The sequence below is a fragment of the Mesorhizobium sp. STM 4661 genome, assembly GCF_000359125.1.
GTDB lineage: Bacteria > Pseudomonadota > Alphaproteobacteria > Rhizobiales > Rhizobiaceae > Mesorhizobium.
Genome location: NZ_CAAF010000022.1, coordinates 1 through 24213 on the forward strand (window position 1 = coordinate 1; position 24213 = coordinate 24213).

Consider the following 24213-nt stretch of genomic DNA (forward strand, 5'->3'; position numbering starts at 1 on the left):
GCGGGGAGATGTCCGGCAGGACAGAGGGGGGTGTGAAGGATCGCGACAGAACGGCTTCATTCCGCGCCGCTGCACTTTCGGCCGCTCACACAGAACGCAAAGGCGCGAGCGCCGGTCCATCCATGCGAAACAGGTGGCAAACCGATGGAGCGATGTCTAGGGCGATCGGGCTGTGCAACGGCGTGGTGTCGCCGCCTTCGGCCTGTACCACCAGCGTGATGTCGGGCGTGATCTCGACATGCAGGATGGTCAGACCGCCCAGCCGCTCGGCCAGCGCGGCTTGTCCCTTGAAGCGGCCATCGGCTGAGATGCGCAGATGCTCCGGCCGCATGCCAAGCAGCAGTTCGTCGCCGGCCTTGACCGTGCCCGCTTCGGCCGGCACGGTCAGCGTCTGGCCGCCCGGCAAGGTCACGGAGACGCCTTCGGGTCCGACCGAAGCCACTTTCAGCTGCAAAAGGTTCATCTTCGGCGACCCGATGAAGCCGGCGACGAAGATGTTTGCCGGCTTGTTATAGAGATCGAGCGGCGAGCCGACCTGCTCGATCGAGCCGTTGTTCAGCACGACGATCTTGTCGGCCATGGTCATGGCCTCGATCTGATCGTGGGTGACGTAGATCATCGTTGCCGCGAGCTGCTCGTGCAGCCGCATTAGCTCCAGCCGCATGCTTACACGCAACGCAGCGTCGAGATTGGACAGCGGCTCGTCGAACAGGAACACTTTGGGATTGCGCACGATGGCGCGGCCGATGGCGACACGCTGGCGCTGGCCCCCAGACAGCGCCTTTGGCCGCCGGTCAAGCAGATGCGAAAGCTGCAGCACATCGGCGGCCTCCTTCACCTTGCGCTCCTTTTCGGCGGCGGATACGCCGGCGATCTTCAGCGCAAAGCCCATATTCTCGGCCACGCTCATGTGCGGATAGAGCGCGTAGGACTGGAACACCATGGCCAGCCCACGCTCCGACGGATCGATGTCGTTGGCGCGCACGCCATCGATCAGAAGGTCGCCTGCGCTGATCTTTTCCAGCCCGGCGATCATGCGCAGCAGAGTGGACTTGCCGCAGCCGGATGGGCCGACAAAGACCACGAACTCGCGGTCCTCGACGTCGAGATCGATCCCCTTGATGATCTCGACCGATCCGTAGGATTTGCGCGCGCCGCGCAGCTTGAGTTCAGCCATGGCTTGCCTCCCTGGCATCGGCACGCTTGCTCGCGCCATTGTCTTCGTCCTGCGCGATGGCCAGCGGCGCGCCCGGTTCGCCCTCCCACAGGATAAGGCTTGCCGCGCCGATCAGCCCGGCCCGGTCGCCGAGTTGTGCCTGAACGATCGGCACGTCGCGATAGGCCGGCATCGCCCGCTGCTCGACGGTGGCCCTGATGCCTCGCGCCAGGAGATCGAAGCCGTTGGCGAGGCCGCCGCCCATGACGATCAGGTCCGGCGAATAGAGGTGAAGCAGGTTGGTGAAGCCGACGCCGAGCCACTTCGCCTCGGCGTCGATCAGTTCGAGCGCCCTGTGATCACCGGCACGCGCGGCCTCGACGACGTGCCTGGCCGAGACGTCGCCATCGCCGGAAAGGCGCCTGAGCAGTGAGCCGTCGCCCGTCGCCGTCAGCCGCGTGGCGCGGCGTCCGAGCGCTGTGCCGGAGGCGACGGCCTCGAAGCAGCCGACGGCGCCGCAGAAACAGCGGTCGCCCTCGCCGGTGATGGTCATGTGGCCGATCTCGGCCGCCAGCCCGCGCCGGCCGTGATAGATATGGCCGTCGGCAACCACGCCGCCGCCAATGCCGGTCGACACGGTGACGAAGACCAGCGAGCCGCTGCCACGACCGGCGCCGAAACGCCATTCGCCGAGAGCCGCCGCATTGGCGTCGTTCTCCAGCCGCACCGGCAGACCGAATTGCCGGCTGAGAATGTCGATCAACGGCACATCGTGCCAGCCGGCCAGCGTCGGCGGCCCGATGACGATCCCCGCTTTGGGATCGAGTGGTCCCGGCGCGCACATGCCGATGCCGGCGACCTTTGCCTGCGGGTGCTCCGCCAGCAGGGTTCCAGCCAGGGTAATAATCTGGCCGATCACCGCCTCCGATCCCGCGCCCGCCAGTGTCGGCGCCGAAACGCGGGCGGCAACGCCGCCGCCGCGCTCGACCAGCGCGCCACGCAGCTCCGTGCCGCCGAGATCGAAGGCAAGCGCGAGTTTTGTCATCAGGCGGCGACCTTCAGCCCATGCAGCCAGGCCATGCGCTGCGCAAGGTCGGGGTCGCCGAAAGCCAGCGATCCCAGCACCACCGTCTCTGCTCCGGCGGCGCGCAGGCGCGGCACCGTTTCGTGGCGGATGCCGCCATCGGCGGCCAGGATGATGTCGGCTTCGCGGCCTGCCTTCTTCATCAGCGCCCGCGCCTCGATCAGGCGGTCGCAGGCCTGCTCGGACAGGCTCTGACCCTTGACGCCGATGGAGGTGCCGAGCAGCGTCACGAAAGCCACTTGCGACAGGAATGGGGTGACCGCCGCGACCGGCGTCTCCAGCCTGAGCACGACGCCGGCCTCGGCGCCAAGCGCATGCGCCAGCCGCACGGCGCGCAGGCCAGCCTCGCCGTTTTCGGCGTGAACGCTGATCAGGTCGGCGCCGGCCTCGATGAACTGGCGCGTCTGTTCCTCGACGATCTCGGCTTCGACCATCAGGTGGACATGGATCGGCCTTGTCGTCAGCCTGGAGATCCGCGCCACCAGATCGGGAAAGAACAGGAAGCCGGGGGTGAAACGGGCATCGGCGACGTCGATGTGATGCAGATCGACATAAGCGTCGATGCGCTTCAGGTCGCGCTCCATATTGGCGAGGTCCGCCGACCACAGGGAAAACTCGCCGAGCAGCCGGTTGCGCGGCAAGGCGGCGATGGCGGCAGGACCGGACAGGGATTTGGTCGTCATGACGGAATGAGGCTCCGGAAATTGGCGTGGGCGTGAAGGAAGTCGGTGATCTCGGACTGGAGCTCGGCGAAATGCCTGGTGCTGTCGAGCGCCTTGGCAGGGATTTCGGCAAAGGTCGCGCCAGGAATGGCGGCGGCTAATTTGTGGGCGACCGACAAGGGATGCACCGCATCCACCGCGTTGCCGACGACCAGCGTCGGAACGCCAAGGCTAGCGACGTCACTTTCTGAGACTCCTGGCCCGTCGGCGGAGATGTCGGCCAGGATCTGCGCGAATGGCGCGGCATCCGGCCGGTCGAAAAAACCCAGCAGCGAAGCGAGGTTGTCCGGCGCCTGGCGCTTGAGGCGCGCGGCCGTCTGCGACTGCGCGAAGATCGTTCTTGCCTTGTCGGGGCCTTGGTCGAGGATCAGGCCGGCGACCTCGGCGTTCGGCCGCATGTTCACGGGCGCACTGCCGAAAATCCAGGCTGGACGCACGAGCAGCAGGCCGGCAACGCGGTCCGGATGGCGGCAGGCGAGGCGCAAGGCGATCGCGGCGCCCATTGAAATGCCGCCGGCAACGAAACGGTCGAGGCCGGCTTGATCGGCGGCTGCCAGAACATCGTCGGCGAACATGCTCAGGGAAAACGGTCGGCGACCGCCGAGCCCTGAGGCACCGTGCCCGCGGCATTCCAGCGTGAGGCGCCGCAGGCCGGCGCCGGTGGGGAAGGCCTGGGCGACCTGCGCCTCGCTGCCGCCCAAACCGTGCTGGAACACGACAGCCAGTCCATCGCCGGCGTCGGAAACCCGCAGCGTGGCGTCATCGCGGAGCAAGGTGGTCGGGCGTGCCATCACACTAGCCCTTTCAGGAAACGGGCAACCCCGGGCGCTTCTTCGGCCGAAAGTCCGTGCGTCACCAGCGGTCCGTCAAAGCCTGACGCCTTGAGGCTGGCGACGAAATCCGGAAAGTCGACGACGCCACGGCCGGCGGTGGCGAAACGGCCGTCGGCGAAGCGATCCTTGGCGTGCGCCATGGCGACATGGCCGGCCGTGCGTTCGACCGCGGCGGCGACGATGGCGCGTGCTTGTTCTGTGCTCGCCTGCTCGAACAGGTTGGCCGGATCGAGCACGATGCGCAGCCGCTTCGAGCCCATCTCGGCAATGAGGCGCATCGCGTCCCCGGCTGAGGTGACGATGTTGGCCTGTTCGGGCTCGATGCCGAGGTCGACACCGTGACGTTCGGCGAGATCAAGCGCCTTTTCCATCTCGCTTGCCATGTCGGCCCATGCCGAGGGATCGGCATTGTCGGGGTGGTGCGCCCACTGGTCGTCTTCGTTGCGCGTTCCCGTGCAGAGCGTGACGAGCGGAATGGAAAGCGCTGCTGCGGCGTCGATGACCACGCCAAGCCGGCGCAGGCCGTCGTCGCGCACCGCTCTGTCCGGATGGGCCATGTTGTAGGTGCCCGACAGCGCAACCAGAGCGACGCCGGAACTATCGGACGCGGCAGCGATGGCGCGTATGGCATCGTCCGGCACCGCATCCGGCATCGACGGCAGGCCGACGCAGGCAAGGTTGAACTGGGTGATCGCAAATCCGGCGTCGCGCACCGCCGCCAGCACGCCGGCCGGCTCGCTGCCCGGAAAGGTCTTGGCGAATACCCCGACCTGCATCAGACCGCTCCCGCCACGCTGGCGATCTCGACGCGCTCGCCGCTCTCGACCGAACGCGCGACCGCCACCATGGCGCGGATCGAGGCAAGGCCGTCCTCGACGTTGGCGCCGCGCATTGGCTTGCCATCAAGGACTGTCTCGGCGAGGCCTTCGATCTGGCGCCTGAAGAAATGCCCGTCCGCACCGAGCGGCCTGCGCGAGGTCGCATCCTTCTCATGGAAGATGTCGACCTCGCTCGCCCGGAAATACCAGGGATTGAAGGTCTTGGCGATCACCGAGCCGTTCTGGCCATAGAGTTGAAAACCCTCGTGCCAGTCCATGCGGACGGCCACGGTGAGGTCGAGATGGCCAAGTGCGCCATTGGCGAATTCGGTTTCGACGAACCAGCAATAGGCGCCGAACCGCTCATTGAGGCGCGCGCGTACAGCGGTGATCTCGCCGCACAGGAAGCGCGCCGTGTCGACGAGATGCGAGCCGTGCGCGAGCATGAAATATTGCCTGAGATCAGCCTTCGGATTGCCGGCCGGCTTCCTCGCCAGCTTGCTGGTGACGGGCAGCGGCTGAACCGCGTCGGTGTTGGTGTAGCGGTGGGTGGAATCGCAGTACCAGGCCTTCAGCGCCAGGATCTCGCCCATCTCGTCGCGGACGAAATCGCGCGCCGCTTCGAGTGCAGGGTCGAAGCGCTTCATGTGGCCGACCTGCAGCACCTTGCCCGAGCGCCTGGCCGCTGCCGCGAGCTTCTCGCCTTCCTCCACCGAGACGCCGATCGGCTTTTCGCACAGAACATGCTTGCCGGCTTCGAGCGCCTTGATCGACATCGGCACGTGATAGGCGTCCGAGGTGGCGACGATCACTGCCTCCAGTTGCGGATCGGCGAGCATCTCGTCGTAGTCGGCATACATCTTTTCCGGCTCGTAGGTCGCGCCCATGCGGGCGAGCAGATCGGGTGCGGCGTCGCAGATCGCATAGAGGTCGGCATTGGCCGCCTTCACGCAGGATTCCAGATGGGCGAACTGCGCGATCGGCCCGCAGCCGAGCACACCGACACGAAGGCGACGGTCTTGCTTGCGGATCATGATCTACGCCCCGTAGCCGCGCATTGTCTGACGGTTGGTCTTGACCGCGGCGGCCGGATCGGCGGCGGCGGTCTCGGATTCCTCCTCCAGCACCAGCCAGCCGTTGAAGCTGGGTGCGGCACTGGCGATCTCGATCACCTTTGCCGTGTCGCAGACACCCTTGCCGAGCATTGCCCAGGTGCCGCCGGCATCGACGTCCTTCAGATGCACATAGCGGATGCGGTCGCGGTAGGTGGTGAGCGTGTCCGCCATGTCCGCGTGGCCGCGCAAGATGTGGCCGGTGTCGGGCACCCAGCCGACCAGAGACGGGTCGAGCAGTCCGAAAATCCGGTCGTAGTCGGCGCGGTCGAAGAGCAAAGTGTTGTGGTGCGAACTCGGATGCACCGCGACCTGAACGCCCGCCTTGCGTCCGAGTTCGCCGGCTTTGTTGTAGACCTCGGCGGCGACGGCGAATTTGTCGTCGCGCGGCCCGTCGGACATTACGGTCGCCGACCCCATCGACACCAATGCGCCTGGAAAGGTGGCGGCGAAGTCGATCCAGCGCTTGACGACCTCAAGGTCGGCGCCGATCTTCTCCTTGAGCGTAAAACCGCTCTTCGAGCCGAAGGCGAAAGAGACGAGCTTCAGCCCGGACGCCTGCAGCGCGGTGGCGAACTCCGCCGGCTTGCCGGCATAGCGGCCGATCATCGTGTCGGTGATCTCGATGCCGGCATAGCCGCCGTCGGCGATCGCCTTGAGCAGGTCGTCCGGACCGCCGGCAAAACGGTCTCCGAGCATTTCCCAGGTAAAGGTCTGGCAGCCGACTTTCAGGTCTTTCACGGTCATCCTTTCATTCCTTGACGCCGCCCTGCGTCAGCCCCTCGATAATGTGGCGCTGGAAGAACAGCACCAGCACGATCAAGGGAACGGTGACGACCGCCGACGCCGCGGCGATATCGCCCCAGGGCACGTAATAGAGATTGGTGAAGTTGGCGATGCCGACGGGGATCGTCTGGCGATCGATGTTGGAGGTGAAGGCGAGCGCGAACAGAAACTCGTTCCAGGCGGTGATGAAGGCGAGCAGGCCTGTGGTCACTAGGCTCGGCAGCGACATCGGCAGGATGATGTGCCAGAGCAGGCCGGGAATGCTGACGCCGTCCATGCGCGCCGCCTCGTCGATCTCGCGCGGCAGCGTCTCGAAATAGCCGAACAGCACCCAGGTAACGAGCGGCAGGCCGAGCGCCAGATAGGTGATGATCAACGCCGTGTAGGTATCGAGCAGGCCGAGATTGGTGGCGACCAGATAGAGCGGCCCGACCAGCGCGATCTGCGGGAACATCGATACCGAAAGGATGACCATCAATATGCCGAAGCGGCCCTTGACGTTGAGCCTGGACAGCGCGAAGGCGGCGAGCGACCCGACGAAGAGGCACAGGAACGTCGTTGCCAGCGAGACCACCATCGAGTTCCAGACATAGCGGTGAAGCTCTTTCTCGACGAAGGCGTTGTAATAGTGCTCGAGCGTGAAAGGGTCGGGGATCAGCGACGGCGAGCCCGAGGTCAGCGCCTTGTCGAGCTGGAACGATGTCGAGAACTGCCAGATGAACGGGCCGCCCGACCAGACGAGAATCAGCAGCGCGCCGAGATAGATGACGATGGTCTGCAGCGGTGAGCGCGTGTCGTTCATTGCGCCCTCCGGATCTGCCTGATGAGATAGAGGCAGAAGATCAGTGCGATGATGCCTTCGGTGACGAACATGGCCGTCGAAACGGCCGAGCCATAGCCGAATTGCAGCGTCGAGAAGAGCACCTTGTAGGACAGCGTCGACAGCGTCTCGGTCGAATCGGCCGGACCGCCGCCGGTCAGCACATAGACGAGGTCGAAGACGCGGAACGCGTCGAGCGCGCGGAACAGGCCGGCGATCAGCAAGGTCGGCATCAAGAGCGGCAGCCGGATGTGCCAGAAAGTGATCCAGCCCTTGGCGCCGTCCATGCGCGCCGCCTCGATCAGCGAATTGGGCACCGTCTGCAGCCCGGTCAATAGCAGCAGCGCCATGAAGGGCGTGGTCTTCCAGACGTCGGCGATGATGATGGTGGTCATAGCGGTGTCGGGAGAGCCATACCAGTTGATGTTCTGGTCGATCAGTCCGGCATGCAGCAGAATGTAATTGATGATGCCGTTCTGGCCGTCGAACAGCCAGCCGAACATCTTGGAGGTAACGACGGTGGGCATCGCCCAGGGAACCAGCATGGCGGCGCGCACCAGGCCGCGTCCCTTGAAGGCCTCGCACAGGATGAGCGCCATGCCGAGCCCGATCACCGTCTCCAATATCGTCGATGCGGCGGTGAACCACATTGTGTGCCACCAGGCATTCCAGAACTGGGCGTCGCCCCAGAGCTGCACATAGTTGGCGAAGCCCGAGAATTCGTTCTCCTGGGTGATCAGCGAGGTGTTGGTGAGCGAGAGATAGAGCCCGTTGACGATCGGGTAGAAGGAAACCGACGCCAGCGACACGAAGGCCGGCGTCAGCAGTAGCAAGGCCCAGAGCGCACCCGGAAGCGCCTTGCCAAGCCGCGGCCGGCCAATGCCAGAAACAGTGGCGGCCGCGGACATTGGTTAGCCGACGATCTTGTTGATCTGGTCGGCGAGCGCGTCCATCTCGGCCTGGACGTTGCCCGACACCAGCGCCTTGGAGATGCCGGACTGCAAGGCAAGTGTCACTTTCGCGTATTCGGGCGTGATCGGCCGCGCCGTTGCGCCGGTGAACACTTTCTCGAGGCTCGCCATGAACGGCTGTTCCGTCTTGATCTTCTCGTCCTGGAACAGCGCGGAGCGCGTCGGCGCGAGGCCGAAGTTCAAGGCGATGCGCTGCTGCGTTTCGGTCGAAGACAGCCAGGTCAGCAACTCGATCGCGGCTTCGCGCTGCTTGGAGTTGGCGTTGACGCCAAGCTGGTAGCCGCCGAGGGTGGCCGCGCTCTTGCCGCCGGGGAAGGCCGGCAATGGCGCGACGCCGACCTTGTCGACCACCTGGGAGGCCTTGGCGTCCTGGGCGATCGGATAGACGTAGGACCAGTTGCGCATGAACATCGCCTTGCCCGAAGTGAAGGGCTGGCGCGACGGTTCCTCGTCCCAGGACAGCACGTCCTGCGGGCTGATCTTGGTCTTGTTGATGGTGTCGTGAAGGAACTGGATCGCTTCGACGGCCTCCTTCTGGTTGATCAGCGACGACTTGCCGTCGGGCGCCAGGATCGCGCCATTGTTGGAGGTGATGATCTCGACCGCGTCGCAGACCAGAACCTCGGCCTGCTTGCCCTGCCAGAGATAACCGAAATCGACATCGCCGGCCTTCTGCGCGGCGGCGGCGATGGTCGCCATGTCGGCCCAGTTGTCCGGCACCTTGCCGCCATGCTTCTCCAGCACGTCCTTGCGGTAATAGAACATGCCCGAATCCATGAACCAGGGAAGGGCGGTCAGCTTGCCACCATAGGTACAGGCGTTGAGGGTGCCGGTGAAGTAGGCGCTGCGCTTGTCCTCCGGAAAATACTCATCGAGCGGCAGCGCCCAGCCGGCGGCGGCAAAGCCGGCGATCCAGATCACGTCCTGGCTGAAGACGTCGGGCGTGCCGGTGCGGCGGGCGAGCTGCTGGACGAGACCCTGATAGACCTCCGTCGAGGAGCTCGGCGGCGGCAGTTCGATATTCTTGACCAGAACGCGGTCCTGCGATTCGTTGAAGGCCTTGATCAGGTCGCCGAAGGTCTCCTTGCCGAAGAAGGCAGCACTTGCAAAGCTGATTTCGGCGCGCGACTGGGCGCGCGCCCGGCGAACGCCCAGTCCGGTGCCGAGGCCGAGCGTCGCCGCCCCCAGCAGCCCGGCGCTGCCAATGAGAAACTGCCGGCGGTCGGCGATGGTCACATGCGCGACAGGTTTCGAGCCGGAGACCGGCCCTTTTTTCATGTCAGTCATTTTCTCCTCCTTGGGCTGGCAGCCTCCCGATGTTGCGCCAGCATTTCCGCATGTTCCATAAAAATTTTACGCGCGTCAAGATTTAAAATATTGTATAGCGGCTTCCGACTGTGATCCGTTGCCGGTGCAATAGGTCGGACAGGACATTGCGGCGTTGGGAGGTGAATTCGAAAATGCACGGAAAATCAGTAGCTAAACTCGGTATCGGCGTTGTCGGATGCGGCAACATCTCGATGACTTATTTGCGCAATGCCGCACTGTTCGGTGGAGTAGAGCTGCGCGCCTGCGCCGACATTTCGACCGACATGGCCGCGCTCCGCGCCAAGGAATACGGCATCCGCGCCGCCAGCGTCGATGCGCTGCTGGCCGATCCGGAGATCGACCTTGTGCTCAACCTGACCATTCCGGCGGCGCATTTCGACATTTCGTTTTCGGCGCTTTCGGCGGGCAAGCATGTCTTCACCGAAAAGCCGCTGGCGACCTCGGCCGCCGCTGGCCGGCGCCTCGTCGCCGAGGCGGCGAAACGCGGGCTGCTGCTTGGCTCGGCTCCGGATACTTTCCTCGGCGCTGCTGGACGCCAGGCCCGCCGCCTTGTGGATGAGGGCGCGCTCGGCCAGCCGATGACCGGCACTGCCTTCATGATGGGGCGCGGCATGGAGCACTGGCATCCCAATCCGCAATTCTACTACCAGCCGGGCGGCGGCCCGGTTTTCGACATGGGGCCGTACTACCTGACAATACTGGTCAACCTGCTTGGTCCGGTGGCGCGGGTGATGGCCATGGCGACGCGTGGCCAGGAAGAGCGTCTGATCACCGCCGAAGGTCCCTTCAGGAACACCAGCTTCAAAGTCGGTACGCCGACCAACATCCTGTCGCTGCTCGAGTTCCGCTCGGGCGCCACCGTCACCTTCGGCGCCTCGTGGGACGTCTTCAAACACTCCAACCACCCGATCGAGTTGCACGGCACGGAAGGCTCGCTGCGCCTGCCCGACCCCGACACGTTCGGCGGCACCGTCTCGCTTTCGGAGCGCGGCGCCGACTGGGCTGACTTTCCCAGCGAAGCTGAGCTCTATGGCGCGCGCAACTGGCCCTTCGCCGCGCCCGACCGCGCCAACTACCGCATGCTCGGTGTTGCCGACCTTGCGCGGGCGCTGGCCACGGGCAGGAAGCCGCGCGCGTCTGGCGATCTTGCGCTGCATGTGCTGGAGATCATGGAGGCGATCCTGGCTTCGGGAGAAAGCCGCGAACCCGTCGCCGTCAATGGTACGGTCGATCAACCGCCGCTGCTTGGCGAAGACGAGGCGGCGAGCCTGCTTGCGTGAGAGGGAGGTCCGTCCATGACGACGTCGCCCCCCGACGACACCGGCCCGACGACACCGGAAGTGTCCTTGCTCGACCCGGAAGCCCAGCACGTGCTCGACCTCGGCCGGCAGGCAGCCGCCCGGCCATTCGAGGCCGGCACGCCCGAAGAGGCGCGCCGCGCCTATGCGCTGAGCTCTCCCGAACTGCAAGGCGAGCGCGAGCCGGTCGCTTCGCTGAGCGAGCGCACTATCGCCGAGCCGGGCGGCCCGCTGACGCTCAGGATCTATCGCGGGCACGACGCGCCAGCGATAGATGCTCCCGCGCTGCTCTATTTGCATGGCGGCGGCTGGGTGATCGGCAATCTGGAGTCCCACGACGAGATCTGCCGCTGGTTTGCCAACATGGCGGCCTGCATTGTCGTCTCGCCCGCCTACCGGCTGGCGCCGGAGCACAAATTCCCGGCGGCTATCGAGGATTGCCGTGCCGTGCTTTCCTTCATGCAAAGCGACGCTGGTGATCTGGGCATCGACGCCAAGCGGATCGCCATCGCCGGCGACAGCGCTGGCGGCAATCTGGCCACCGTGCTTTGCTTGATGGCGCGCGGGAGCAAGAACCCACCGACGGCGCAATTGCTGTTCTATCCCAACACCGATGCCTCACAGACGGCGGACAGCTATCGCCGCTTTGCCGATGGTTTTGGCCTCACCGCGGCCACCATGGCCTGGTTCCGCGATCATTACATAAGCAGCGTCGGCGACATCGACGACTGGCGCGTCTCGCCGTTGAAGGTGGTCAGCCTTGCCGGAGCACCGCCGGCCTTCCTTGCAATTGCCGGGCACGACATCCTGGCCGATGAAGGCGAGGCTTACGCGAAACGTCTGCAAGATGACGGCGTAACGGTCATACTGCGGCGGTGGCCGGGTCAGATCCATGGTTTCGTGTCGATGGGTCGCCATGGCCCAGCGGCACGGCAGGCGGTTGCTGCTGCTGTAGCCGCATGGCGCGGCTTCGATCCTGCCTTTGAAAACCCTCAGGCCGACTGACGCATCACCAGCGTCGCGTCGAGGCTGACCTTGGCGGCAACCGGCTCGTCGGCATTGTCCAGCAAGGCAAGCAGCGTCTCGACGCTGCGGCCGGCCATCGCGGTGAAGTCCTGCGCCATGGTGGTGAGGGCAGGGCAGGTGTAGCGGCTCAGCGGATGGTCGTCATGCGCCGCCACGCGCAGGTCGCAGTCGCCCTTGCGGCCGACCTTGCGGCCCTGCGAGAAAGCGGCCGCCATCACGCCGAAGGCGAGACGGTCGTTGGCGCACAGGATGGTCTTGCCCGGCAGGCCGCCATTGCCGAGCATCTTTTCCATCTGCTCGTAGCCGATCCGTTCGAAATCCCAGGTGTAGTCGCGGGTGTTGCCGATGATGACAGGCTCATGGCCAAGCCGCTGCATGGTGGCGACATAGCTGCTCAGTCGTTCCGGCGAGTTGTGGTTGACATGCGGTATGTCGAAATAGACTGGCGCGTCGCCGGAGCGGCAGAGATACTCGACGATCGTCGAGACGCTCTGGCTGTTGTTGTTGCCGACGAATGGTGTGCCGCCTTCAAGAAAGGTGTCGAAATAGACGATTGGCATGGCCTGCGTCAGCTTCTCCAGCGTTCGGTGATCCGAGCGCAGGCCGAGCGGCGCGATCAGCGCGCCGGAAACCTTCAGCGACAGGATGGTTCGCGTCGCTTCCACCTCGAGCTCGCGCGAACCGTGCGAGGAGATCACGATCGGCCAATAGCCCTCGTCGCGCAGCCTGAGCTCGATGCGGCTGACCATCTCGGAATAGAAGGGATCGGCGACGGTCGGCACCACGATGCCGATGCTGCGGGTGCGTTTGCGGTTGAGGTTGCGCGCGAACAGATTGGGCTGGTAGTCGGACGAGCGCAGCGCCTCCTCGATGCGCTTTCGCGTTGCCGGCTTGACGCTGGTCGGATCGTCGAAAAATTTCGACAGTGTCGGCCTGGAGACGCCGCAGGAGCGGGCGAAATCCTCCATCGTCTTGTGCGTCATCGGCATTGGTCCCCTCGCGTCACGGACATCCAATTCCTGGTTGTTCCCTGGCGCTGCCCCGGGTCCTACATACGGCGCGCCGGTGTGCAACTGCAAGGTGGAATTTTACAGACAAGTTTGCCAGTTTCAACGCGTATCGGTAAATTATTCCACGCGTAAATTTATTAATTGACGCGAAAAACGCAAGCCGTATTCACTTCCGAGAGGCGCAATGCCGGGAGGAATTCAGCAAGATGAAGAAGCTGCTCAGCGCCGGCCTCGTCGAGACCATGGCTGAGCGGGTCAACCATAGCTTCGACTTGTCGCATAGGCTCTCTGCCCTCAGCTTGGGACCTTCTTCTTCCATTTGCGCAGCCGTGTGCCGATGTAAGACCTGGGACCTAAGGGAAGTCGGGGCCGCCCTGCAGGCCGGTTTGGATGATCTTCCAGGCGCTGCTGCACGAATGTCATCAGCCGGCAGAAGGCGGGCGATTCCAGTTCTTGCAGGCGCCTAGCAAGACCGTCAGGCAACGGCTTGACCGCCAGGCGAAATAGGCCTCGTAGGCGTCCGGCGTATCGATCAGATGCCGCAGATACGCCGCCAGGTCGGCAGGGCTGCTGAAATCCGCCGCGTCGATGTAGGAGCCTGCCGGCGCGAATTCGTCGACATTCGGGGCGCCGAGATAGACCGGTACCGAACCGGCCTTCAATGCATCGAAGAGCTTTTCCGTGACATAGTCTGTCTCGCTGGAGTTCTCCAAGGCGAGGCAGAACTTGTAGCGCGAGACGGTGTCGATCTTCGTTTTCCTGCCAAGATCGGGGCCTTCTATCGTTCGGTTGCGAAGGTGCCGGCCATAGGAATCGATCTTGATGTGGTGGGAAAGCTCCTGCACGAAGTCGACGCGCCCGCTATAGTTCAAGCGAGCCGATTGGAAGAGTACGGCCGGGGCCGCTTCCGTCTTCGCCACGATCGGCGTTGCTCGAATCTCCTCCCACCAGGAAGCGCGTGGCAGGTAAGGCGCCCAGATATCGGAGCTGCGCTCATGCGTCATCGTGAAGTCGAAGTGCCGCATGGTCTTCGGTTCGGCGATCCGCTTGTAGTTTGACCGGCTCTCCATCGACCAGGCTATCCAAAACTGGCCGGGATATTTCCAGGCGTCGCCGATCTCGCGGAAATTCGGAATGTGGAAGACGACCGCCGCCGCCTCGGCAATCCGGCGCTTGTCCAGGGTCCACTGCCCCGGAAGGTCACAACGAATGGACGCGATGTCGACGGGCTTGCTGAAGAATGTCGTATAAAAAAGGATGAGCGGGTCTTTTGAAGGCATGGAAAGCAAGGGGCACCTCAGCACGGTAAAGTCCTATACCTGCCTGCCCTGAAAGCAAATGCCTATCCAACAGGCCTCCGGCGCGTCGTTGGTCCGCCGCTTCAACGAACTAGCTGACTCTGAGCGGCTGCGATTTTCGCAACGGCGGATATGACACGGACGCTCGGTGTGAACGCGCCTGGCTCGAAAAAACGTGCCGGATTGGTGAAGAACACGCAGCAAGAGGTCTCGATGCGGTTTGCCCGTTCGCAGAACGTGGAGTTCTTCCTTGGCTCATTGAGGAAAGCCGGACTCACGTCAAGGACCGATCCTCGCGCTGGCCGAGCGGATTCTGCCGGTAGGTTACCGTTAATTACCTTCCGCCCCGAGCGGCAATAGGCAAACCTCACGAAGGACGATTTTGTCGAGGGCATGTCTGAACCGTCCTGCCACGAGTTTCGTCTCATCGATAAACGCGGAGCATGTTTTTTCTCGCCAGGGAATCCGGAAACTCGGTCTTGGAAAAGCGGTACAATCAAAGGAGGACGTCAGATGAGTGACAATCAAGCGAATCGAGACCGACAACCGAACCGGCGCGACATTTTGCTGACCGGAGGATCTGTGCTCGCCATTTCAGCTGTCGCATCCGGAATAGCCACGAGCGCGAAAGCTCAAGCAGCCGGTGCAAAACCCAACATCCTTGTCATTTTCGGCGATGACGTCGGGTATTGGAACCTCAGCGCCTACAACCGGGGCATGATGGGCTACCGCACGCCGAACATCGATCGTATCGCCAGCGAGGGGGCGATCTTCACCGACCACTATGCCCAACAGTCCTGCACAGCCGGGCGCGCCGCATTCATTACCGGCCAATCCTGCTTCCGCACCGGCCTGCTGAAGGTAGGCCTGCCGGGTGCCAAGGAAGGGCTGTCGGAGAAGGACCCGACACTTGCGGAACTGCTCAAGCCGCAGGGCTATGTTACCGGGCAATTCGGCAAGAACCATCTCGGCGACCGCAACGAGCATCTGCCCACCGTTCACGGCTTCGATGAATTCTTCGGCAATCTCTATCACCTCAATGCCGAGGATGAGCCGGAGCATCCCGACTACCCGAAGAACCCCGAGTTCAAGGCCAAGTTCGGCCCACGCGGCGTGATGAAATGCAAGGCCAGTGCAACCGACGATCCTACCGAGGATCCGCGCTTCGGGCGGGTGGGCAAACAAGAGATCGAGGACACCGGTCCGCTGACGAAGAAGCGCATGGAAACCGTCGACGAAGAGTTCCTCGGCAGCGCGCTCAACTTCATCGACCGCTCGAACGCCGACGGGAAGCCGTTCTTCTGCTGGTTTAACTCGACCCGCACCCACATCTATACCTTTCTCAAGGCGGCCTCGAAGGGCAAAACCGGCTTGGGCATCTATGCGGACGCCTGTGTGGAGATGGATGGCATGGTCGGCCAGCTTCTGGGCAAGCTCGATGACCTCGGCATCGCCGACAACACCATCGTCCTTTGGACGACCGACAACGGCGCGGAGGTTTTCTCGTGGCCGGACGGCGGCACTACGCCCTTCAAAGGCGAGAAGAACACAAACTGGGAAGGTGGCTACCGCGTGCCGTGCATGATGCGCTGGCCGGGCGTCATCAAGCCCGGAACCGAAATCAACCACATAACGTCACATGAAGACTTCGTGCCGACGCTGGTCGCCGCCGCGGGCGAACCAAACGTCGTGGAAAAACTGCTGACCGGGTATGATGCCGCTGGCAAGAGCTTCAAAGTGCATCTGGATGGCTACAACCAACGCGACGTGTTGGCCGGCGAAGGTGAAGGCAAGCGCAACGAATACTTCTACTGGACCGATGACGGCAACCTCGCCGGCCTGCGTTACGAACGCTGGAAGATGGTGTTCCTCGAGCAGCGCGCGGAGGGGCTTGCCGTGTGGGAGAACCCGCTGATTCCACTGCGGTTCCCGAAGCTCATCGACATCAAGGGTGACCCGTTCGAACGGGCGATGACGGACGCCGGGGAATATGACAGATGGCGTGTCGAGCACGCCTTCGCGCTCGTGCCGGCGCAGGCTTATGTCGCCAAGCACTTGCAGACCTATGTCGAGTTCCCGCCGCGGCAGAGGCCCGGCAGCTTCTCGCTCGACCAGGTCCTGGCGAAACTGCAGGAGGGCCCCAGAAACTGAGTCTTCGCCCTGAATAGGCCGCGCTCGCGCACTATCGGCAGGCGCGGCCTCCAAGCTAACTCGGAAGCAGGTCGATGGCAGTCGCGAACAACAATCCTTCGACCGAGACCATTGCTCAGAGGGCAAAGAACGAGCTGCGCGAGTACGCGCTGCTGTCCTTGTATCTATTCGTCTGCTTTGGTGCGCTCATTCTCTACAAGGTAGCGATCCTTGGCGAGGAGAGCATCAGCTATCTGCCATCAGGGCTGGCGGCCATCAAGGCACTGATCCTGGCGAAGTTCATAATGCTCGGGCACATGATCCGATTGGGCGACCGGCGTCGAAGCAGGATCGTCTACGTCATAGCCTACAAGGCCCTACTCTATCTGATCCTGCTTCTCGTTCTCTCGGTCGTCGAGGAGGTCGTCGTCGGGCTGGTTCAAGGGCGAACGATCGCCGCTTCGCGCGCTGAATTCGGCGGCGACAAGCTGCCGCAAACATTGGCGACAAGCCTGATCATGCTGCTGATATTGATCCCCTACCTGGCGTCCAGGGAAGTCAACGTCGCGCTTGGGGAAGGCAGGCTTTGGACGCTGCTGTTCGAACACCGTCCCGCTCAAATTTCAGAAAGCAAAGGTGTCAAGCCATGACCGTTCTCGCTCGCGCCGCCAGCCGCTATTTGCTGCCCCTCTTTCTGTTGATGGCGATTGCGCCTTCCGCGCAAGGCGCGGAAGTACTCGCGTCATGGAACGAAGGCGAGGCGAAGCAATCCATCGTGCGGTTCGTCGAAAGCGTGACCAAGGAAGGGTCGGCGGATTTCGTGCCTGTCCCCGAACGCATCGCGGTGTTCGACAATGACGGGACGCTGTGGGGCGAACAGCCTATGTATTTTCAGCTTCAGTTCGCGCTCGACCGGGTCAAGGCGCTCGCTCCCCAACATCCCGAATGGAACACGCAGGAGCCCTTTGCCTCGCTGTTGAAGGGCGATGTGAAAGCGGCGCTAGCTGGCGGAGAACACGCGATCCTAGAGATCGTGATGGCCGCGCATTCGGGCATGACGACCGACGAGTTCGAACAGATCGTCCGCGACTGGTTTGCGAGCGCAAAACATCCGAAGACAGGCAAACCCTACACGGAGATGACCTATCAGCCAATGTTGGAGCTGCTGGACTATTTGCGCGCCAACGGTTTCAAGACATTCATAGCCTCGGGCGGCGGCATCGAGTTCGTGCGAGTATTCAGCGAGCAGGTTTACGGCATTCCCCCCGAGCAGGTGATCGGAAGCAGCGGCAAAATGAAATTCGAAATGAAAGGGGACCAGCTGGTTCTCAACAAGCTGCCGGAAGTTGATTTCATTGACGACAAGGCGGGCAAGCCGGTGGCCATCCAAAAGCATATTGGGCGGCGACCCATCGCGGCGTTCGGCAATTCCGACGGCGATCTGCAGATGCTGCAATGGACCTGCGCCGGACCCGGCCCGCGCTTCTGCCTCTACGTCCATCATACAGACGCGGAGCGGGAATGGGCCTACGACCGGCAGTCGAGCATCGGCCGTCTGGACAAGGGTCTCGACGCCGCAGCCGATTCTGGTTGGACGGTTGTCGATATGAAGAAGGATTGGAACCGGGTGTTCGCCTTCGAGAAGTAAGGATTCGGAGCAAGACGATGAGTCGAGTTGTGAAACGCCAGGCTCAATCTACACAGGTCGAAGAGCCATTCCTGAACATGGTCTGGATTCCTGGCGGTACATTCCTCATGGGATCGGACAAGCACTATCCCGAAGAGGCGTCGGCGCATAGGGTGACAGTGGGCGGCTTCTGGATGGACGTCTGCACCGTCACCAACCGCGAGTTCGCTCGCTTCGTCGGCGCAACTGGTTACGTCACCTCGGCCGAACGTCCCGTAAATCCCGACGATTATCCCGGAGCGAAGCCGGACATGCTGGCGCCATCGTCCGTGGTGTTCAGCAAGGCCAAACAGCGTGTCGATCTTCGCGATCACTACAATTGGTGGGTCTACGTGCGCGGCGCCAATTGGCGCCATCCGCGTGGGCCGGCGAGTTCGATCAAGCGGCTGGCCGACCATCCGGTTGTGCATGTGAACTTTGAGGATGCCGAAGCCTACGCATCGTGGGCGGGCAAGGAATTGCCCACCGAGGCTGAGTGGGAATTCGCGGCGCGTGGCGGGCTCGACGCGGCCGAATTTGTCTGGGGCGATGAAATGGCGCCCGATGGCCGACACATGGCCAATACCTGGCAAGGCGAGTTCCCATGGCAGAATCTCTGCGAGGACGGCTACGAGGGGACGTCACCCGTCGCCTCCTTTGCCGCCAACGGCTACGGCCTCTACGACATGGCTGGCAATGTCTGGCAGTGGACCACGGACTGGTACCAGGAACACGGCAAGATCGACAGCCCGTGCTGCACGGTTGACAACCCCCGCGGTGCCAAACGGGAGGACAGCCTCGATCCACGGCAGCCGCAGATCAGAATCCCGCGCAAGGTGATGAAAGGCGGATCGCATCTTTGCGCGCCCAACTATTGCCGGCGCTACCGCCCGGCCGCCCGAATGGCGCAGCCGATCGATACGTCGACGTGCCATTTAGGTTTCCGCTGCATTGCACGCAGAACGTGACATGTCGACCCAATTTCGAGCCAGCTGGCGCGAGCCATGTTTACCGTGACCGAGTGGTGAACCGAGCAGTCGCTGGCGAACCAGTCTCCGTTTGATATCCCCTGATAACAGGCAAAAAAACAGGGTATTTGCGCGAAATGCCGCGCTTTGGCCGGGCAGATCGTCAATATCGTGCAGCGATTTCAGCTACTTAGAGGGGAATTCCCTGCGCGAGGCATCAGGGAATATCGACCAGGTTTGCGTGAATATTCGCGGCCCTGGCGATTGAGCTTCAGGCACTGATCGACATTGAGTTCGACGTTGCGCTAACCGGCTTCTCGCTCGCGGAAATCGACCTGACGCTGGACCAGGCTAGAGAGGCATCGGCAGCCGCGAATGATGCCGCTGATCTCATTCCGAACCCTCCCGTCGAACCCGTTTCGAAGCTGGGCGATGTCTGGTTGCTTGGCCGCCATCGCCTGCTCTGCGGCGATGCCCGATCGGCAGACGATGTTGCTCTGCTCACGAATGGTGAGACAGCCGACCTGATATTCACGGACCCTCCCTACAACGTTGCCATCGATGGCAATGTTGGCGGTCTTGGTTCAGTTCGGCATCGTGAGTTTGCATTCGCTTCCGGCGAGATGAGCCGCGCCGAATTTACCAAGTTCCTCACCGTGACGCTCTCAAATGCCTCCCGCGTCGCCAAGGACGGCGCCATCGCTTTCGTTAGTATGGACTGGCGCCATATGCGAGAGCTTCAGGATGCAGGGGAGGTGGCGTTCACCGAACTAAAAAACCTGTGCGTCTGGAACAAGTCGAACGGCGGCATGGGCAGCTTCTACCGCTCCAAGCACGAGTTGGTCTTCGTCTTCAAGGTTGGTACTGCCCCTCACACTAATAGCTTTGGTCTTGGTGAGACGGGCAGATACCGCACCAACGTGTGGGACTATGCCGGCATCAGCAGCCTCGGCGCCAATCGCCTGGATGAACTTTCCATGCATCCGACAGTGAAACCGGTCGCGCTGGTTGCCGACGCGATCAAGGACTGTTCGCGCCGCAATGAGACCGTGCTCGACCTGTTTGGTGGATCCGGCAGCACTCTGATTGCTGCGGAGAGCTGCGGACGGCGGGCCAGACTCATCGAATATGATCCCGCCTATTGCGACACCATCATCACGCGCTGGCAAAACTACACCGGCAAGCGAGCAATTTTGGCAGACGGTGAGATTGCATTCGAAGCCGTTGCAGAAATGCGGTGCGTTGCGGCCGCAGGCCGCAATGGTCAGGTCTCGGACCGGAAGCGCTCCAATGGCCGCTGAGAAGAGAGGCACAGGTAAGAAGGCTTCGGAACCAAGTGGGGACATCCATGATGATATCAAACGGCAGGTCATTTTTGGCGTCGGCTATGGAAAGCCGCCCATGAGCACGCGATTCGTGAAGGGGCGGTCCGGCAACTCGGCAGGGCGGCCGCGAAAAGCAGCTCCTGACTTGTCGATGGCGGAACAGCCGATGCTGAGCGCCGCACTGAAAGGCGCCAACAAGATGATCGCCGTGCGGGAGGGAGGTAAAGCAACTGAAATTCCAGCCCGCGAGGCGATCGTTCAGACTGTGATCCTCAATGCGCTCAAAGGTAACGCTCGGTCGCAGGGCCTTGCGATGGACTTGTTCAGAACTGCCGACGAAGCCCATGCACGAGAAATTCGACAGCGCAATGAAATTTGGGAAAGGTACAAGGCCCTAACGACTGCTGAACTTGCAGGCGCGAAGCAGCGAGGTGAACCAGAACCAAGAATCCTACCGCACCCAGATGATATCGTAATTGACTCGGAAACCGGGCCTAAATTCCTCGGCCCGCTTGATGAAGACGAGCAGCAGGAACTTGAGAGAACGTTACAGCTGCGTGAGATACTCGTCATGCAGGACGCACTTGATCAGCGATCGAGTTTCAGGGTGGACGGAACGCCGTTCAACGACCCAGGGACGGCAATGGTTCTGGCGATGCTTCTCGAGAAGTGCATCCCACCTCGCTTACGGCTTTCGGAGTTGGAGTGGATTCGCAAGCAGTTCAAGTACGAGGGCACGTCAAAGCGAACCCTACTCAAGCTGTTGTTCACCGCTTGGCGCAAGGTCGGTCGTCCGCGTCCGCGCGGCTACCTGTCGCCAGACCTCAAGGTGGTCAAAAAATGGTTCGAGGATATGGCTGCGCTTCGAGATGAGGTGGAGACCGGAAATCTTGACCTCGATGCAATGGCGCGAGGCGAGTTCAATGAGGCAGCACTGAACTTCATGGATGAGAGAGGGCTGCATTGAGCAGGGGACTTTGAAAATCGGGACATGGCCTCCGAACAAAACTGCCCGACAAGCAACACCAGCACGGCCACTTTTCAGTGGAGCTACTCAGTGGAGCTACGCGTGTTCATCGGCGTGCCCAGCAAAGGCGACGGGCTGCTTCGAATTGCATGTAATGGCCCGAAGCCGACGGTCGGCATGCGACCAGCCGTTCCATGGGAGGCCGACGCACGCCTACAATGAGTAGCCACATAAATTAGAAGTATCTTACAAACAAATCGAATACTTTTCGTAACTGCTTTGCATGAGACCTTAACGATCCACTACAGATATGTTACCGAGTGGGTCGCTGAGGGCAGTGTGGCAATGATTGCTGCAGCCCAAAAAAGACGAGAAATTTCATGGTTTAGAAACGCGCAACCTTGGTGTTGTGCATGGCGACCGGCAGGACGCCCCACTCCTTAGATTTTTGGGGACGGGCGCTTTTACACAAAAAGCGTCGAGTTCTAGGCAGTGTTCAGCGTGATCCCGGATGTAGTCACCCTCTATTGTTCTGGAATTTCTCTCCGCAAGGTTAATTAGTATCAGACTTTATCCTGGCATTTTTGCAACACTTATACTTTTCTTTTGTATGCCCGTTGCTTGATTGGCATCGTAAGGCGGATAAGTAGGCAGGGTAATCGGGTTGTACGGAACATGTGCGAGCGCTCGCGTCCACGGAGGGCAAGCAGAGGCGTCTTTGGCCCGACGCGAGAGACCAAATATTCACATCATCTGGCCGATCTCGCAGCCGTTTTTCAGGAGCGGATAGAGATCGAGTGAAGCGACGAGCGTTGATCGAAACTGTAGCTGGGCAACCTAGGCCGTGGGCAACCGGGATTATACGATGGCTTGCGCTCGCATGGATTTGATGCTCGCAAGCCGAAAGAGGCCTGCCGATGTCTGAACCTAAGAAGCTGCTCCGACTCAGCAGATACCAAAAGGCAATGAACCTTGGCCATAGCATGAGGCGTTCGGCATTGTTCGCCGCTGCAGCCCAAGCGTTCCTGGCTGCCGAGCAAGCGGCTCCGGAGGACAGAAGTGCAATATTGTACCGCGCTACTTGCCTGAAAGAGGCAGGCCAACATGAAGCGGCAAAGCTAGCCTACCAACACCTCCTGGGCCTTCATCCTTTATTTGCTGACGGTTGGAGTCTCTACGGTGTGTTTTTGAAGGATAGCGGTCATTACGGTGAGGCAATTGAAGCGCTTCGTAAGTCTCTGAGTATTCGGAACGAGATCGAAACTCGTAACACCTTGGTCGTCTCTTTGTTTAAAGCGGGACGAGTCGATGCCGCCCGGGCCGAGGGGTCCATAAATCTTGAGGCAAAAGACAGATGGGCAGTTGAAAAGTTCGCTAATTCGCCGTGGCGCGATGTGAAGCTCGCCCCTCCCAAGCGACAATTCGACCCAAAGACCCCGCGGCGGAACGTCATCGCTTTCTCCTTGTGGGGAGACGACCCGGTCTATGTTCACGGCGCAATTGTCAATGCGCGAATCGCGCCGCACATCTACTACGGTTGGACGGCACGATTCTATGTCGACAATTCAGTCCCAATGGATGCGGTCGAAGAGTTGCAAAGGGCTGGAGCACAGATTGTTCGCTTTAGCGATCCCGCTTTCGGAAAGATCCGGCCGATGTGGCGTTTCTTGGTCTCCGACGACCCGGACGTGGACTGGTTTATCTGTAGGGATACGGATTCGCGGCTGAACTGCCAAGAATTGATTGCGGTCGAAGAATGGCTACGCACCGGCTTGCCTTTCCACGCTATGCGGGATCACATCTATCACATGGAGCTTGTCCTTGCGGGGATGTGGGGCGGCGCGGCAGGGATCCTCCCCAATATTCAGGCGCGATTGCTAGCAGAGACAAAGTATCATGATAATCGTTACGCAGACCAAGCATTCTTGATGGGCGAGGTCTGGCCATTAATACGAAACCAAATTTGCACCCACGATACCTACTATGCCCTCAAGGGTAGTCGAGAGTTTCCGCCAACTTACCGTCTGCCGCGGCCCGCTCACGTAGGAGGCGCCGTAAAAAAAATGCCTACTTGGCGCATCGGAATCGGCTAATCTAGCGAGATTAAAATCGGCCAAGTATTCTTACTCTACAACACTAATTGTGCAGCAGCTCGAACCTGCCGTTTTTTAAATTTTTTACGCATCTTCTGATCGTTGTTTAACCATCGACCGTAATCAAAGGGTCGCCTATTAGATTGGAACACTTGTCGAAATATGCTTCAAATACCCTTCTGGTGCCGTATGGATTCTTGTCATCGATTTCTACTTTAATATTTGCAACAAGGAGAAAATCGCCGCTCTCAGTTCTATATATGATATAGGTATGACCTTGATCATTATTCATGTTAAAGGAGGATACAAACCGTTCTAGAGCGCTATCATATTTAACGTCCAAGGGAAAAACCGATATCGAATCCCAAGACCGAAAAAATTTATTACTCTTGGTAACAGTGACATCAGAGTCGTTGTAAATTCTATTAAAAATTGAATTACTGCATCTGAGTACCGGCCAGCCACGTGAATTAAATTCTACTAAATTATAAGTCACTAATGCAAGAAAGACTGCTATCGCTGAGCATACTGCAAGAATCTTTGAGGTTGCCACTTTTAATTCTCGATCGTTATGCTAATCAATATTATAGTTTGGGCCTAAGGGTGGGGAGCTAAGAGTCCGATGTCAAGCGTTTATCGGCATGATCCTGAGTCGAGCGCCTATGGCTTGGATACTTTTTCTCGAGGTATCTGGCAGTCGCTCTACAATGTTTATCTGGCTACAGAACATGGAGAGACAGAGGCCTCCTGGATGACGGCGGTCAGCGCCTTCTCGGCCATGCGGCGCGGTTCGAGGAAACC

General features: G+C 61.2%; 21 protein-coding genes. 9 read left to right on the top strand and 12 right to left on the bottom strand.

Going from position 1 to position 24213, the window contains the following annotated elements; genetic code table 11:
- Positions 1 to 85 precede the first annotated feature (85 nt).
- Genes ugpC through MESS4_RS07000 form a run of 10 tightly spaced genes read right to left on the bottom strand, consistent with a single transcriptional unit; the run spans position 86 to position 9589 of the window.
- The gene (gene ugpC / locus MESS4_RS06955; RefSeq protein WP_036240827.1) at positions 86 to 1177 is read right to left on the bottom strand and encodes a sn-glycerol-3-phosphate ABC transporter ATP-binding protein UgpC; all 1092 of its coding nucleotides are present in this window, start codon (positions 1175 to 1177) and stop codon (positions 86 to 88) included.
- Positions 1170 to 2201, bottom strand: a complete 1032-nt coding sequence (locus tag MESS4_RS06960; protein ID WP_006328237.1) for an ROK family protein — start codon at positions 2199 to 2201, stop codon at positions 1170 to 1172. Before MESS4_RS06960 ends, ugpC begins: the two co-directional genes overlap by 8 nt.
- A complete protein-coding gene (locus MESS4_RS06965) occupies positions 2201 to 2923 on the bottom strand; it encodes a ribulose-phosphate 3-epimerase (RefSeq protein ID WP_006328239.1) in 723 nt (240 codons plus the stop codon). Before MESS4_RS06965 ends, MESS4_RS06960 begins: the two co-directional genes overlap by 1 nt.
- The gene (locus tag MESS4_RS06970) at positions 2920 to 3753 is read right to left on the bottom strand and encodes an alpha/beta hydrolase (RefSeq protein ID WP_006328240.1); all 834 of its coding nucleotides are present in this window, start codon (positions 3751 to 3753) and stop codon (positions 2920 to 2922) included. Before MESS4_RS06970 ends, MESS4_RS06965 begins: the two co-directional genes overlap by 4 nt.
- Entirely contained in the window at positions 3753 to 4571 is an 819-nt protein-coding gene (locus MESS4_RS06975; RefSeq protein WP_006328241.1) for a sugar phosphate isomerase/epimerase, read from the bottom strand. The genes MESS4_RS06970 and MESS4_RS06975 overlap by 1 nt, the downstream gene beginning before the upstream one ends.
- A complete protein-coding gene (locus MESS4_RS06980; RefSeq protein WP_006328242.1) occupies positions 4571 to 5647 on the bottom strand; it encodes a Gfo/Idh/MocA family oxidoreductase in 1077 nt (358 codons plus the stop codon). The genes MESS4_RS06975 and MESS4_RS06980 overlap by 1 nt, the downstream gene beginning before the upstream one ends.
- A 3-nt stretch (positions 5648 to 5650) precedes the next feature.
- Positions 5651 to 6472, bottom strand: coding sequence for a sugar phosphate isomerase/epimerase (locus tag MESS4_RS06985; RefSeq protein ID WP_006328243.1), 822 nt, complete (start codon positions 6470 to 6472; stop codon positions 5651 to 5653).
- A 4-nt stretch (positions 6473 to 6476) separates the two neighbouring features.
- Positions 6477 to 7313: a carbohydrate ABC transporter permease gene (locus tag MESS4_RS06990; protein ID WP_006328244.1), complete on the bottom strand. Its 837-nt coding sequence runs from the start codon at positions 7311 to 7313 to the stop codon at positions 6477 to 6479.
- Complete coding sequence (locus MESS4_RS06995; protein ID WP_006328245.1) at positions 7310 to 8239, bottom strand: sugar ABC transporter permease; 930 nt, start codon at positions 8237 to 8239, stop codon at positions 7310 to 7312. Before MESS4_RS06995 ends, MESS4_RS06990 begins: the two co-directional genes overlap by 4 nt.
- A 3-nt stretch (positions 8240 to 8242) precedes the next feature.
- Positions 8243 to 9589 carry an ABC transporter substrate-binding protein gene (locus tag MESS4_RS07000; protein WP_006328247.1) on the bottom strand — a complete coding sequence of 449 codons (1347 nt, stop codon included), beginning with the start codon at positions 9587 to 9589 and terminating at the stop codon, positions 8243 to 8245.
- Positions 9590 to 9762: 173 nt separating this feature from the next.
- On the opposite strand from MESS4_RS07000, the gene MESS4_RS07005 reads away from it, so the two are divergent.
- Both MESS4_RS07005 and MESS4_RS07010 read left to right on the top strand, forming a co-directional pair.
- Positions 9763 to 10911: a Gfo/Idh/MocA family oxidoreductase gene (locus tag MESS4_RS07005; protein ID WP_006328249.1), complete on the top strand. Its 1149-nt coding sequence runs from the start codon at positions 9763 to 9765 to the stop codon at positions 10909 to 10911.
- A 15-nt stretch (positions 10912 to 10926) separates the two neighbouring features.
- On the top strand, positions 10927 to 11934 hold the full coding sequence (locus MESS4_RS07010; RefSeq protein ID WP_006328251.1) for an alpha/beta hydrolase: 1008 nt from the start codon (positions 10927 to 10929) through the stop codon (positions 11932 to 11934).
- On the opposite strand, the gene MESS4_RS07015 is transcribed toward MESS4_RS07010, so the two are convergent.
- Positions 11922 to 12944: a LacI family DNA-binding transcriptional regulator gene (locus MESS4_RS07015; protein WP_006328253.1), complete on the bottom strand. Its 1023-nt coding sequence runs from the start codon at positions 12942 to 12944 to the stop codon at positions 11922 to 11924. The two genes, MESS4_RS07010 and MESS4_RS07015, sit on opposite strands and share 13 nt — an antisense overlap.
- A 443-nt stretch (positions 12945 to 13387) precedes the next feature.
- A complete protein-coding gene (locus tag MESS4_RS07020) occupies positions 13388 to 14245 on the bottom strand; it encodes a glycosyltransferase family 10 (protein WP_244441063.1) in 858 nt (285 codons plus the stop codon).
- 531 nt (positions 14246 to 14776) lie between these two features.
- Here MESS4_RS07020 and MESS4_RS07025 point away from each other — a divergent pair.
- The 7 genes from MESS4_RS07025 to MESS4_RS31100 all read left to right on the top strand — a co-directional run bounded on the left by MESS4_RS07025 (position 14777) and on the right by MESS4_RS31100 (position 23412).
- The gene (locus tag MESS4_RS07025; protein WP_006328259.1) at positions 14777 to 16414 is read left to right on the top strand and encodes an arylsulfatase; all 1638 of its coding nucleotides are present in this window, start codon (positions 14777 to 14779) and stop codon (positions 16412 to 16414) included.
- A 74-nt stretch (positions 16415 to 16488) separates the two neighbouring features.
- Positions 16489 to 17043 carry a hypothetical protein gene (locus MESS4_RS07030; RefSeq protein WP_006328261.1) on the top strand — a complete coding sequence of 185 codons (555 nt, stop codon included), beginning with the start codon at positions 16489 to 16491 and terminating at the stop codon, positions 17041 to 17043.
- Positions 17040 to 18041: an HAD family hydrolase gene (locus MESS4_RS07035; protein WP_006328262.1), complete on the top strand. Its 1002-nt coding sequence runs from the start codon at positions 17040 to 17042 to the stop codon at positions 18039 to 18041. The genes MESS4_RS07030 and MESS4_RS07035 overlap by 4 nt, the downstream gene beginning before the upstream one ends.
- A gap of 77 nt (positions 18042 to 18118) precedes the next feature.
- Positions 18119 to 19027, top strand: a complete 909-nt coding sequence (locus MESS4_RS07040) for a formylglycine-generating enzyme family protein (protein ID WP_157385518.1) — start codon at positions 18119 to 18121, stop codon at positions 19025 to 19027.
- A gap of 440 nt (positions 19028 to 19467) precedes the next feature.
- The gene (locus MESS4_RS07045) at positions 19468 to 20328 is read left to right on the top strand and encodes a site-specific DNA-methyltransferase (RefSeq protein ID WP_006328266.1); all 861 of its coding nucleotides are present in this window, start codon (positions 19468 to 19470) and stop codon (positions 20326 to 20328) included.
- Positions 20318 to 21319: a DUF5681 domain-containing protein gene (locus tag MESS4_RS07050; protein ID WP_006328267.1), complete on the top strand. Its 1002-nt coding sequence runs from the start codon at positions 20318 to 20320 to the stop codon at positions 21317 to 21319. Before MESS4_RS07045 ends, MESS4_RS07050 begins: the two co-directional genes overlap by 11 nt.
- 917 nt (positions 21320 to 22236) lie before the next feature.
- Positions 22237 to 23412, top strand: a complete 1176-nt coding sequence (locus tag MESS4_RS31100; RefSeq protein ID WP_006328271.1) for a hypothetical protein — start codon at positions 22237 to 22239, stop codon at positions 23410 to 23412.
- Positions 23413 to 24213: the final 801 nt, after the last annotated feature.